Raw genomic sequence first — 14541 nt, forward strand, 5'->3', positions numbered from 1 at the left:
TCTGTGTACCCTGTGTTCTCTGTGGTTTTTGTAAACATTTATGAATTGACCAAGTGCTACTTGTAGCCGTTTTAACTTTCATCGCATACAACTTTTGTATAGTCGCTTACTTATATCGCAATTAGGTTCATACCAATTCCAGAAAAAAATAAGACAGATGCGTAGGTTGGGTTGAACGAAGTGAAACCCAACATATACAAGGCTTTGGGGTGTTGGGTTTCGTTCCTCAACCCAACCTACATTCACATCATATTTTTTGTGAAATGGTATCAGTAAGGATTACAACCTTTCATCGAAATCAGTTTTTTAAGGAACCGCCAAGACGCCAAGGATAAAGAGAGAAGAATTAGAAGGAAGAAAAGGCAAAGCAATGCCTAACTGAATTGTATTTAGTTGAAATACGCATAATATCTGAAAAACCTGAATCTTCTCAATTGAGAAGCACTATATATATGTATGCATCACAAAAAAAACACATTAAAAATCACAGCAATTGGCTGATATTTATATTCTTACTCTTTAATTTTTTTATTCCTAAATCGTTGGCACAGACTCCTAGTAATCCACCGATACAAGATATTAATCGTCAAATTGAACAACCGACTACACCCACTCCTACATTACCCAAACTACCGAAGTTAGAGGAGTTATTCCCTACTTCACCTATTCCTAATCCGCCGATTGAGGAAAATGTTCCGCCAGATTTAGCGGGAAAAATTCAGGTAACTAAATTTGAGGTAGTGGGTAGTACTGTTTTTAGTCAAGCAGAATTAGATAAAATTCTCCAGGAATTTATCAATAAACCTATTACTTTTCCCCAACTATTAGAAGCAGCAGATAAAATTACCGAACTTTATACTCAAGGTTGTCAACCAGAAAATAAAAATACAGATTTACCCTGTTATGTGAATTCAGGCGCATATATTCCAGCTAACCAAACTTTTAAAGTTGAGGGTGGTGTAGTTAAAATTCAAGTTTTGGAAGGGAGTTTAGAAACTATTGAAATTCGCGGTACAAATAGGCTAAATCCTGATTATGTGAGAAGTCGCCTTGCTTTAGCTACAGGTAAGCCTTTGAATTTAAAAAAGTTAATGCAAGCTTTGCAACTTTTACAATTAGATCCATTAATCAAAAATATCTCGGCAGAATTAGGTAATGGTGTCAATCCAGGTGCAAGTATTTTATCTGTGCAAGTTGCGGAAGCTAAAACATTTACAGTGCAAATTAGTTTAGATAATAAACGCACTCCAGGTATTGGTAGTTTAGAACGACAAATTCAACTAAATCAAGCAAATTTGTTGGGTTTGGGTGATGGCTTAAGTGTGGGTTATACAAATACTGATGGTAGTAATAGTGTAGATGTCAGCTATAGATTACCCGTTAATCCTCGCAATGGAACTGTGCAATTTAACTATAGTTATGCAGCGAGTAATGTAATTGAAAAACCTTTCAATGTTTTAGATATTGAAGGAACTTCTCAAGAATATGGGATTAGTTTTCGCCAACCATTAGTGGAAACGCCGACGACAGAATTTGCAGTTGGCGTAAGTGCGAGTCATCGAGATAGTGATGTTGGTTTTTTGCAAGCACAAATAGGCGAAAGACTTCCGTTTCCTTCTCCTGGTGCGAGTGCAGATGGAACTACAAAAGTAACTATTTTGCGATTATTTCAAGAATGGACTCAGCGTAGTAGCCAACAAGTATTAGCAGCGCGATCGCAATTTAGTTTCGGGATAGACGCATTAGGTGCGACAATCAATCAAGATGCGCCAGATGGTCAATTTTTTACCTGGCGAGGACAGGCGCAATGGGTAAGGTTATTAGCACCAGAAACTTTATTTTTATTGCGTACAGATTTACAAATAGCTGATAAGCCTCTCTTAGCTTCTGAACAAATTGGCTTAGGAGCACAAGCAACAGTTAGAGGTTATCGTCAAGACCAAATATTAGCAGATAATGGCTTTTTAGCAACGGCAGAATTCCGTTATCCAGTATTACGAGTTCCTCAAGTTAATGGTTTATTACAAATTACTCCATTTCTAGATTTTGGCACAGCTTGGAATATTTCTCAACCGGGGAGAAATAACCTTAATCCCGATACTCTAGCTTCTACAGGAATCGGACTTTTATGGCAACAAAATAATTTAACAGCGCGTTTTGATTGGGGTATTCCTTTAGGTATTGATATTTCTAATAAAAATACTTGGCAGGAAAATGGACTCTATTTTTCTGTGGTTTATACACAGGCTTTTTAGTCAATAGTCAACATTCAACAGTCAACAGTCAACAGTCAACAATATTTATGTCTCTCATTTTACTTTTAAGTAGTTTATTTATCAATTCATCGCCTAATCTGACTCAACAAATTTCACCTCTAGTTGCAGTGATTAACAATCAAGTTTCAGAGGAACGAGTTAGCAAGGGTAAAGATGTATTAGATAAAGCTGTAATATCATACCAACAAGAACAATATGCACCAGCTTTGAAGATGTTTCAACAGGCTGATGTAGCATTTCAATTATCGGGAGATAAACTTAACCAAGTATTAACATTAAATTACCTCTCTTTAACTTATCAACAGTTAGGACAGTTAGCTGATGCGCAACAGGCGACTGACGAAAGTTTACAACTATTAAAGAATAAATCTGATAGCAAAGATTATTTATCAATTCTTGCTCAAACGCTAAATACTCAAGGTCAATTACAATTAGCAAAGGGGGAAACCGAAAAAGCTTTAACTAGTTGGCAAGAAGCAAGTAATACTTATAGTAAAATTGGCGATGAAATCGGCAAGCTTGGCAGTAAAATTAACCAGGCGCAAGCATTACAAACATTAGGACTTTACCGTCGCGCTAATAATACCTTAGAAGAAATTAAACTAATTTTAGATAAACAAGCAGACTCTGTTTTAAAAGTAACTGGCTTGCTGAGTCTGGGCAATACTTTACGTGTGGTAGGACATGCTGATAAATCTCGGAATATTTTAACAGAAAGTTGCCAAATTCAAGCAAAATTATTGAAATTAGAAACAGTTTGTAATTCTACATTATCAGCAAGTTTAAACAATACTAATACAGGAAAACCAAACCCCCAACAAGAAAAACTGGCAGAAATTTTATTAAGTTTAGGAAACACGGCGCAAGCACAGCAAGATATTGAAGCGGCTATTCGGTTTTATGAACGTTCTTTAACTATTTCTCAAAAGCAAACTACACAATTACAAGCAAATTTAAATCAATTACGATTGTTAATTCAATCTGGTGAAGATAAGTTTTTGTTGACGCAAGGTTTACCCCAGAAAATTATCTCGCAAATTGCTAATTTATCAACCAAAATAGAAAGTTTACCCGCAAGTCGCAGTAATATTTATGCGCGGATTAATTTTGCCCAAATGCTGCTAAAGTTAGGCAAAACAGGATTATTAACTAAAGATGTAATTGCCCAAAATAATTGTAAATCTGCTGATTCTTTGTGTAATGCTGCTAAGATTGTGGCTACAGGTTTTCAGCAAGCGAAAACTTTAGCAGATGTGCGATCGCAAGCTTACGCTTTAGGTACATTAGGTAGTTTATACGAATACACTCAGCAATGGACGGAAGCGCGAACTTTGACGCAGCAAGCGCTAAAATTAGCAGAAGGGATTCAAGCTAGAGATATTGCTTACCGTTGGCAATGGCAATTAGGACGGATTCTTAGTGCTACAGGTAATCCTGAAGAAAATCAACCAGGTGCCATTGCTGCTTACGATCGCGCAGTCAAGAGTTTAAAATCTATACGTCGTGATTTAGTCACAGTCAATCGCGATGCACAATTTTCTTTTCGCGATGAGGTAGAACCAGTGTATCGCGAGTATGTGAGCTTACTTTTACCAAAAACAGGCGAACCGAGTGCGGAGAATTTAGATAAAGCTAGAAAAGTTATTGAATCTTTACAGTTAGCAGAACTCGATAACTTTTTCCGTTCCGCTTGTTTAGACAGTAAACCCGTGGAAATTGATGAAATCGATACACAGAAACAAACTGCGGTAATTTACCCGGTACTGTTGAGCGATCGCTTATCGATTATTCTCTCATTACCACACCAGCAAAAAAATAAATCTCTGAAATTACATACAGTTATTCTCGCGAAACAAGAATTTCAAGCACAAGTTAAAAAACTCCAGCAAGAAATATTTCTCAAAAGTCCGCGAGAATTCCTTAAAACCTCAAAGCAAATCTATGAATTGTTAATTCGCCCTATTGAAGCCGATTTAGAAAATAGTGGTGTGAAAAATATAGTTTTTGTTTTAGATGGTAACTTACAGAGTATCCCAATTTCTGCACTTTACGACCAAGAAAAAAAGCAATATTTAATTCAAAAATCATACAACATTGCTATCACCCCAGGTTTAGAATTATTACCCCCAAAAGCTGTGAGTCAAAACCGCTTACAAGCATTAATTGGGGGACTAAGTGAAGCCCGTGATACATTCCCCGCTATCCCTGGTGTTAAAAATGAACTTGAGCAAATCAAAGATATATTAGCAACTAGAGGAAATTTTATTAATGAAAATTTCACCCAGCAAAAAATAGAAGATGCAGTGAAGTCATTTCCTGGGGGAATATTACACCTAGCAACACATGGTAAATTTAGTTCTAAAGCTGAAGAAACTTTTATTTTAACTTGGAACCAAAGGTTAAATGTCAATGATTTTAGTTCGGTACTTAAAACTCGTGAATCCAAGCAACAAGCGGCTATAGATTTACTAGTTCTCAGTGCTTGCGAAACAGCCGCCGGCGATAGCCGCGCAGCTTTAGGAATAGCTGGAATTGCTGTACAATCGGGGGCGCGCAGCACATTGGCGACGCTTTGGACTGTTAACGATGAAGCTACTTCGGCGTTGATGATTGAGTTTTATAAACAGATAGCGCAAAACCAAAAAAAAGCTGAAGCTTTGCGAAATGCGCAACTTCTTCTGCTATCAGGAAAATTAAATCCTGTATTTAAACATCCCTATTACTGGGCACCTTTTGTATTAGTCGGTAACTGGCAATAAAGTGGTTATTTAGCCATCTTAAATGATTGACAAAATATATATGGGTTTGTTAACTGTTAACCGTTGACAGTTAACAGTTAAGGATAATTGTAGGTTGGGTTGAACGAAGTGAAACCCAACAAACTCCCGAAAATGTTGGGTTTCGTTCCTCAACCCAACCTACACAGTTTCCGTTTTTCTGTTAACAGTTGACAGTCAACGATCAACAGCCAAAACCGATATGTTTCGCAACTAAAATAGGATTGCTATAGCAATTCACAATTTACAATTAAAATGTTTGATTGGCGATTGTTTAAAACTCTCACGAATGAATAATGATCCCCCTCGACATTTATTTTGAATTGCGCTAACTTAACTTATCTAAATATAGATTTTTTCTATTTGTATCATTATTTAAGTCTCATAGTCTTAGGACTGGCAATACTGACTATAAAATGTGATACTTGCACAAGCGTGAAAACAGACAACACATTTTATGGTAAATAATCCCCTATTTTCAGACATACAAAATCATTGGGCAAAAGCCTCTATTTTAGCTGCATCTCAGAGAAATATCTTAAAAGGTTATCCCGATGGAACTTTTCGCCCTAATGCACCAGTGACTCGTGCGGAGTTTGCAGCAATAATTGTTACAGGTTTACCCAAACAGTCAGTATCTCGTCCCCCGATTACTTTTACTGATGTACCGGCTAGTCATTGGGCAGCTAAAGCGATCGCTCAAGCATATCAGACAAACTTCCTCTCTGGCTATCCCAACAGTTTATTTAAGCCCAGTGAACAAGTGTTACGGGTGCAAGCCTTCGCAGCAGTAGCTTCTGGGTTAAAATACCAAGCTACAGCCGATCCAACAAGTATTTTAAAGAAAAATTACGATGATTTGGCGCAAATTCCCAGTTATGCGATAAATGCGATCGCAGCTGCAACGGAAAAAGCCATCGTTGTCAACTACCCCGACATCAAACGCTTACAGCCCAATCAAAACATTACCAGAGGCGAAATCGCCGCCTTAGTTTGTCGAATTTTAGGGTTGCAGACTGTACCGTACAATTACATTCCTGGTATAGAATTATTCGCGATCCCACCAAAATTTGATACAGCCGATGCTTTTACAGCAGAATTGGCAAGAGTGCAAATTAATAATCAGTGGGGTTATATCGATAAAACCGGACAATTTGTCATTCCCCCAGAATTTGATGAAGCCCATCCTTTTGCAGAAGGATTGGCATTAGTTAAAGACAATATTATTAAATCAAGCATCACCTAATTCATGGAAATTCGCGGTATTTGGATTACAACCACAGCTAGCCAAGTCTTAAATTCTCCACAAAATATTGCTGAGGCGATGAATTTTCTTGCAGACACAGGATTTAACGTTGTATTTCCTGTTGTTTGGAATAATGGCGAAACCATTTATCCCAGTAAAGTCATGGGAGAAAATTTTGGCATAGAAATTAATCAGAAATTTAAAGGTAGAGATCCCTTAGCAGAATTAATAGCTGAAGCTAAACGAGTTAATATTGCAGTTATTCCTTGGTTTGAATATGGTTTTGCTAGTTCCTATCAAAAACAAAACGATGCTATCCTCACTAAAAAACCAGAATGGGCAGCGATTGATGCTAATAAAAAACCAGTAGTTAAAAATGGCTTTACTTGGCTAAATGCTTTTGATAGTCAAGTCCAAGAATTTTTATTAAGTTTATTTCTCGAAGTCGTTAAAAAATATGACATAGCAGGAATTCAAGGAGACGATCGCTTTCCTGCTTTACCCAGTGAAGCCGGTTATGATGATAAAACAATTGCTCGTTACAATCAAGAATTTAATCAATCACCACCAGCAAATATCAAAGATCCAACTTGGTTACAATGGCGGGCTGATATTCTTTCTAATTTTTTAACCCGCGTCTACCGAGAAATTATTAATATTAAACCTGAATTAATTATTTCCCTATCTCCCAGCGTTTATCCTTGGGGTTATGAAAACTATCTCCAAGATTCTCAAGCTTGGGTTGACTTAGGATTAGTTGATTTAATTCATCCCCAGGTATATTGGAAAGAATTTGACACTTATAAGCGAGATATAGATAGATTTATAGCGAGTAATTTTAGCAAACAGCAACTACCCCAACTCGTTCCCGGTATATTGTTAAAACAAAGTACCTATCGAATTTCACCAGAATATTTAGTCCAGGCAATTAAGTATAATCGTTCCGTGGGGCTGCAAGGAGAATTATTATTTTTCTACGAAGGTTTACTAGAAGATAATAAAGCCTTAGCCAAAGTTCTAAAAGCTGAAGTTTACGCAAAACCGCCTGGTAAATTTGACCCCAAAGAAATCAAAAATAATAGCTTTACTCATAGGCGGATAAATAGTCATTATATTACCAGAAATATCTCCCAAGAAATTATCCTGAAAGCTCAATTTGATTGGGTAGAACCATTTTCTCAAGGTATCGCTGCCGTCAAAATGGGATATAAATACGCTTATATTGATAAAATTGGTAAATTGCTCACTCGCTTTGACTATGATGTAGCTGAACCATGTAGAGAAGGACTAGCACTAGTAAAATTTAAAAATCTATATGGCTATATCGATGTAACTGGTAATCTGAAAATTAAGCAACAATTTAATGGTGCAAAATCATTCTCTGAAGGTTTAGCTGCTGTCAAAAAAGGCGATAAGTGGGGATATATTGGGCAAGGATATATTGGGAATAATGTGCCATTAGTAATTCCTACAAACTTTGATGATGCTAAATCTTTTTCTGAAGGATTAGCTGCTGTCAAAATTGCTGATAAATGGGGATATATTGATAAACAGGGTAATGGAATCATTCAATTCAATTTTGATGATGCTAGCAATTTTTCAGCAGGTATAGCATTAGTCAAATTCCGAGATAAATTAGGTTATATAGATAAAAATGGCAATTACCTGATTCAACCCCAGTTTGATGATGCTGATATTTTTTCAGAAGGTTTAGCCCCTGCGAAATTAGGCAATAAATGGGGATATATTAATCAGTATGCTGAATTTACCATTCCCCCAAATTTTGATAATGCTAAACCTTTTGTTGATGGTATGGCATTAGTTAATGTTGGGGATAAATGGGGATATATTCGTAAATGTTAAGGGTAAGATTATTTGAGCCACTGCGAGAAAATCGTAGGTTGGGTTGAGGCTTTGCGAAACCCAACAAAGCCCCCAAATGTTAGGTTACCGTTCATAGTAATCTGTACAAAGCTACCCAAAGAAGCGACGTAAATGTTGGGTTTCGTTCCTCAACCCAACCTACGCAGGTTAAAGTTTTTGGGCTTAACAGCGCAATATTAGAGGTAATATCCCTCACTTATCCCGAAATTCCGCCCTCACCCTCAAGGGTGGGGCTAACCGAACAAAGCCTGCCTACGCAGGCTAATAAACTTGATAAAGAGGTAAATAACGGGAATTTGGCATAACTACATTTATGTTTAAAGTTTCTGTAAACTTGCATAACCTCATACCACTGAGAAATATATTGATTTGTAGCCAAAATCAGTATAAATTTTCATGAAAAAGCATAAACAACTTCCCGCGTTAGCTTCTCGCGCTGCGGCTTTATTTTTCGCCCTGCTTTTATTATCCGAGTCAACAGCCGCTAGTTTGGGGAGTCATGGGGTAAAAATTGCCCAGCAACCAGCGTCTACGCCGTCAGTTCCCTTGAATGCAGAACAACAAAAGTTATACCAACAGGGTGTAAAGCTAGTTGGAGAAGCAGAGGAGTTAAAGAAGAAGGGGACTAAAGAAGGATATCAACAGGCGATAAATAAATATCAGCAAGCTTTAAAAATTGTTCAGGAATTAAGATTACGTGCAGAAGAAGCTGAGATAACCCTAGCAATTGGTTTAATTTATTCTATTTTCTCAGAGAATTTAGAAGCCCTAAAGTATTTCAATGAATCTCTCAAGATTTCCCGTGAATTAAAACTTCCTATAATTGAAGCATCAGCACTAACTGTTATAGCTCAATCTTATACCCGAACTGGTAAACCTCGCGAAGCACTCACTTATTTAAAACAAGCAGAGTCTATTTTTCGTAAAGAAAAAAGATTGGATGCTGTCGCCTCAGTTTTATTATCTATGGCAGCCGTATACACTGGGTTAGGTGAAATACCTCAAACTCTTGAACCGCTAAATCAAGCGTTAATAATTTATCGTGATGTATTAAAAGATTTACCAAAACAAGCTACAGTTTTGAAGCAGATTGGCTACAGTCATTCCCAAATGGGTGAACCTCAAAAAGCTTTGAAATACTATGAAAAAGCTCTAGAAATTCAGCAAAAAAGCCAAGATTTATTACCCGCCCAAGCAGAAACATTGAGATATATTGGCTCTTTATATCATCAATTAGGTAAATCAGAAGAAGGTCTTAATTATTTAAATCAAGCTAGAAAGATTCAACAAGACAAAGGTTTATTAATTGCAGAAGGTTTAACCATTCAAGCTATTGCTGATATTTATACATCACAAGGAGATTATCAAAAATCAATAGAACATCACAAACAGGCAACAATTCTCTTTCAAAAAGGAGGTAATGCAACTTTAGCATCCTTAAGCCTTCAACGTATTATCAGTATATACAAGAATTATATTGGCGATGCTCAAAAAGCATTAGAATTCATAGATGAAGCTCTCAAACTTGATAAGAAGGTTACGGGAGACATAGAAAGATATGCCGTTACTCTTAACCAAAAAGCTGATATTTATACATCGCAGGGAGAGTATCAGCAGGCTTTAGAAATTTATAACGAAGCATTAGACATTGCAACAGCCACAAAAAATAAAAATATAGAAGCTCGTACTCTTAGCAATCTGGCATCTCTTTACGAGCTATTAGGCGACTACGATTTAAGTAGTAAAAATTATAAACAGGCACTACAGATATATCGACAAATACCAGATAAGCCATTTGAGCTTATGCTTCTTCCTTTAATTGGTAACTTATATATGACAAAGGAAGAATATCCCGAAGCTATAAAATATTACAATCAGATTTTATCATTATCACGAGAACAAAATAATTCTACATTTGAAATCACAGGATTGATGGGGCTAGCAAGAGTTTACGAGTTACAGAAAGATTTTCCCAAAGCTTTAAAAAATGCTGAAGCTATGTTAGCTTTATCCAAAAAAAATGGATATAAATATTCAGAAGCAGGCGCTCTCAGCTTAATTGGTATTATTAACCGAACAAAAGGTGATTACCAACAATCATTAACTAATCACCAAAAAGTTTTATCACAGTACCGTCTGTTGGGAGTGCGTAAATTAGAAGCTCAAACTCTCAACAATATTAGCCTAACTTACGGATTATCAAAACAATATCAGCAGGCGATAAATACACTCAATGAAGAATTGAAAATACGGCGTGAGTTAAAAGATAAAACAGGCGAAGCAGATGCACTTTACCTAATCGCCATCAACCAACGCAAACTAGGAAACCTCAACGCCGCACTTACCAACATCGAAGCAGCAATCCAAATCATCGAAAATATCCGCAGTAACGTCAAAAACTCAGACTTACGTACTTCCTACTTCGCCACAGTCCAAAGTTACTATAAATTCAAAATCAACTTATTGATGGAACTGCACAAAAAAGACCCATCAAAAGGATACAATGCCCAAGCCATTGAAACAAGCGAAGCATCTCGCGCCAGAGGACTTGTAGAACTATTAACCGAAGCCCGCGCCAATATCCGCAAAGGTGCAAACCCCGAACTTTTAGCCGAAGAACGCCGCATACAAGCTTTAATTGATGGTAAAGAAAAAGTCCGCTTTGAAATAGTTAACAGCGACAAAATTAACAACCCAATATTTAAAGCCAACGCCGAGAAATTACAAACAGAAATTGATGAACTCCTCAGTCAACAAAAAGAATTAGAAACCAAAATCCGCCAAACTAGCCCACAATACGCTAACCTCAAATACCCCCAACCCCTAACTTTAGCCCAAATTCAGCAACAACTCGATAAAGATACCCTACTATTACAATATTCCTTAGGTGCTGAACGCAGTTTTTTATGGGTAGTTTCTCCCAATTCCCTCGATACTTACGAACTTCCCAAAAAACAAGAAATAGAAAAAAGCGCCATTAATTTATTTTGTTTAATTAGCCAAAATACCTCTAAACCACCATCTGTAACTAACAAAGAAAATCCCTGCGCTAACATCAAAACTCAGCAAATAGATAGCGCCGCTAAAGAACTAAGTCAACTAATTCTCGCACCTGTTAAAGATAAATTAGGCACAAAACGCTTAGTAATTGTCGCTGATGGTGCTTTGCAATATATTCCCTTTTCCGCCTTAGCTAATTTAAATTTTCAACCAAGCTCCACACCACAACAACAAGATAAACCCAAAAATTCCTGTGAAACTGATAGAAGTATATTTCGTCCTTGTGCCTCACTTGACGATCAGAGCTTCAATTACCAACCTTTACTAGTAAATCACGAAATTGTCAGCTTACCTTCCGCATCTACCATTGCCATTCAACGCCAACAACTCGCCAATCGTCCACAAGCACTTCAAGCCTTAGCTATCCTCGCAGACCCAGTATACAACGCTACCGATACAAGAGTTACCAGCGCCCAAAATAAACAACTGCAAAAGCAAGATTCTGTTAATTTAGAACTAGAACGTTCTCAAATCAGGCGTTCTGCTGATATTCTCAATCGTGATATATGGACGCGGCTTTTAGGTACTCGTAAGGAAGCAGAGACAATATTTAACCTAGTACCAAAATCCAAAGGTGTACAACTGTTAGATTTTGCCGCAAATTACACCGCAGCTACCAGCAGCAATCTCAATCAATTCCGAATTTTACACTTTGCTACCCACGGCTTTGTGAACGATGCTAACCCAGAATTATCAGGGATTGTACTTTCTTTGGTAGATAAACAAGGTAAAGATATTCGCGGATATCTGCGATTAGCAGACTTATTTAACCTCGATTACCCAGCAGATTTAATTGTTTTGAGTGCTTGCGAAACCGGATTAGGTAAAGAAATTCAAGGTGAAGGCTTGGTAGGCTTGACAAGGGGATTGATGTATGCAGGTGCAGAAAGATTACTCGTGTCTTTATGGAAAGTCAGCGATGAAGGCACATCTGAGTTTATGCAAGAATTTTACAAGCAAATGTGGCAGCAAAATAAATCAGCTTCTCAGGCTTTGCGGGCGACGCAATTAAAAATGTGGGAGCAAGAAAAATGGCGTAATCCTAATTATTGGGCAGCATTTACATTTTTGGGCGAATGGAATTAAGCAGGTTGGCGTCATGAAAATACTGGCAAGGGCTATCATTAGAGAGGTGATAACCCTTGTCTGTACAGTGGTGAAGGTGGGTAAATCTATACTTTTTTTAACGCAAAGGTACGCTAAGGTTCACGCAAAGGTACGCGGAGTTTTTTTCAGTTCTTTATCTGCCAAAATAATTACTTGCATCTTGATATTAAATTGGTGTTACTTAATTTGTAATTCGTAATTAAATCACTCTCAATGGGGATAGTAACCAAGCTGAATGTATGGTAGAAAGCTATATTGATGCTCCCCGCTAATGTGCAGCATCTCGTAGAAAAGACACCAAGAATGCCAATAATTATGAGACTGTGCGGCAATCTTAATTGACTAAGAAATATACAGATAAGTTAAGAATTATGAAAGAAAATCTGTCTTTGTCATGATTTCAATTTTTAAACTTTTTTAGTTATTTTTATTTGTATTAGTGGCTATAGTCAAGATGTAAAATTATTAATAATACAGTCTTGAAAGCAAGACAGGGAAGGAGTTATGGTAACATTAAACGTGTCAGAGATAGATGGGGTTGATCGGTTTCGTCGTTTGCAATCAACTTTGCGCGATCGCTGGAAAACTATGGAACTGTTTGATAACAGTGAAGCCGATATTTTGATTATTCCTTCCTTAAGTATTGACCAGCGAGAACTACAAAAAGTAGAAGGGTGCGAACATTATGAAGAACGATTATTATTTTCTTTGATGCGATTGCGGAATCCGCGAACTCGATTAATTTATGTAACATCAATGCCGTTGCATCCAAGTATTATTGATTACTATTTGCAACTGTTACCAGGAATTCCTTTTTCCCACGCCCGGAATCGGTTACTGTTACTTTCTACTTATGATTCTTCCCTTAAACCCCTCAGTCAAAAAATTTTAGAACGTCCGCGTTTGCTAGAGAGAATTCGTCAAGCGTTCAGACCAGAACAAGCCTTTATGGTTTGTTACAATTCCACATCTTTAGAAGCAGAATTATCGTTAAAATTGGGCGTACCTCTATATGCAGCCGCCCCAGATTTACAAATTTGGGGTTCAAAAAGTGGTAGTCGCCAGATATTTGCAGAAAGTGGCGTACCTCATCCAGATGGTAGTCAAAGGGTATGGAGTGCGCAAGATTTAGCGCAAGCAGCTAGCGATTTGTGGGAACGCCAACCGACATTACAAAGAATGGTAGTCAAACTCAATGAAGGGATTTCCGGTGAGGGAAATGCTTTGCTAGATTTACGACCAATTATGAATGTAGCACCAGGAGAAGCTTCTAGTGCTAAACGAGTCGCAGCAATTAGCGATCGCTTTGCAAATTTGCGTTTTCAAGCATCTCAAGAAACCTGGGCTAATTTTTCCGGGCGCATCTGTGAATTAGGTGCAATTGTCGAGGCTTTTGTGGAAGGCGAAAATAAGCGATCGCCCAGCGTTCAAGGGCGGATTACACCCACAGGCGAAATCGAAATACTTTCCACCCATGACCAAATTTTAGGGGGGCCTGACGGTCAAATTTATCTTGGTTGTCGCTTTCCCGCAGATGAAAGCTACCGCTTGGAATTACAGCAATTAGGATTAAAAGTTGGCAGAAAACTCGCGGAAAAAGGTGCTTTAGAAAGATTTGGGGTAGATTTTATCGCCGTAGAGCAAGAAAATGGTAAATGGGATATTCAAGCTATTGAAATTAACCTGCGTAAAGGCGGTACTACTCACCCATTCATGACCCTCAAATTATTAACTAATGGGCGCTATGACCTATCAACAGGGTTATTTTACAGTCAACAAGGTCGTCCAAAATACTACATCGCCACCGATAATTTGCAAAAAGACCGCTATCAAGGTTTATTACCCAACGATTTAATGGATATTATTGCCCATCACAGATTGCACTTTGATAGTTGCACTGAGACAGGTACAGTATTTCACCTCATGGGTTGTCTTTCCCAGTTTGGCAAATTGGGATTAACCAGCATCGGCGACTCATTGCAACAAGCAGAAGATATATATAACCGAGTGGTGAAAGTTTTGGATCAAGAAAGCCGCAGCGATAGTCAAGATTTTCCCTCATTTTCCGATTATGCCTTCCCCGTACTATGGGATGGACAGTTTAATTCCTAATTACCTTAAAAAATCTCCACTTTCCTCTCTGCGCACTCTGCGTCCTCTGCGGTTTACAAATCAATTATTTAACCACGAG

General features: G+C 37.6%; 6 protein-coding genes. All 6 read left to right on the forward strand.

From position 1 onward, the window contains the following. The first annotated feature begins 542 nt into the window (after nt 1–542). The 6 genes from H6G08_RS06745 (at nt 543) to H6G08_RS06770 (ending at nt 14462) form a co-directional block, all read left to right on the forward strand. A complete protein-coding gene (locus H6G08_RS06745; protein ID WP_242046087.1) occupies nt 543–2255 on the forward strand; it encodes a ShlB/FhaC/HecB family hemolysin secretion/activation protein in 1713 nt (570 codons plus the stop codon). Continuing rightward, nucleotides 2204–5035: a CHAT domain-containing protein gene (locus H6G08_RS06750; protein ID WP_190539876.1), complete on the forward strand. Its 2832-nt coding sequence runs from the start codon at nt 2204–2206 to the stop codon at nt 5033–5035. Before H6G08_RS06745 ends, H6G08_RS06750 begins: the two co-directional genes overlap by 52 nt. Before the next feature lie 475 nt (nt 5036–5510). Further along, entirely contained in the window at nt 5511–6299 is a 789-nt protein-coding gene (locus H6G08_RS06755) for an S-layer homology domain-containing protein (protein ID WP_190539879.1), read from the forward strand. A gap of 3 nt (nt 6300–6302) precedes the next feature. Continuing rightward, nucleotides 6303–8162 carry a family 10 glycosylhydrolase gene (locus H6G08_RS06760; protein ID WP_190539881.1) on the forward strand — a complete coding sequence of 620 codons (1860 nt, stop codon included), beginning with the start codon at nt 6303–6305 and terminating at the stop codon, nt 8160–8162. Nucleotides 8163–8579: 417 nt separating this feature from the next. After that, complete coding sequence (locus H6G08_RS06765) at nt 8580–12329, forward strand: CHAT domain-containing tetratricopeptide repeat protein (RefSeq protein ID WP_190539883.1); 3750 nt, start codon at nt 8580–8582, stop codon at nt 12327–12329. Between the two features lie 525 nt (nt 12330–12854). Then, on the forward strand, nt 12855–14462 hold the full coding sequence (locus H6G08_RS06770; RefSeq protein WP_190539885.1) for a peptide ligase PGM1-related protein: 1608 nt from the start codon (nt 12855–12857) through the stop codon (nt 14460–14462). Nucleotides 14463–14541 lie beyond the last annotated feature (79 nt).

It is taken from the genome of Calothrix anomala FACHB-343, assembly GCF_014696435.1.
Lineage (GTDB): Bacteria > Cyanobacteriota > Cyanobacteriia > Cyanobacteriales > Nostocaceae > Aulosira > Aulosira anomala_A.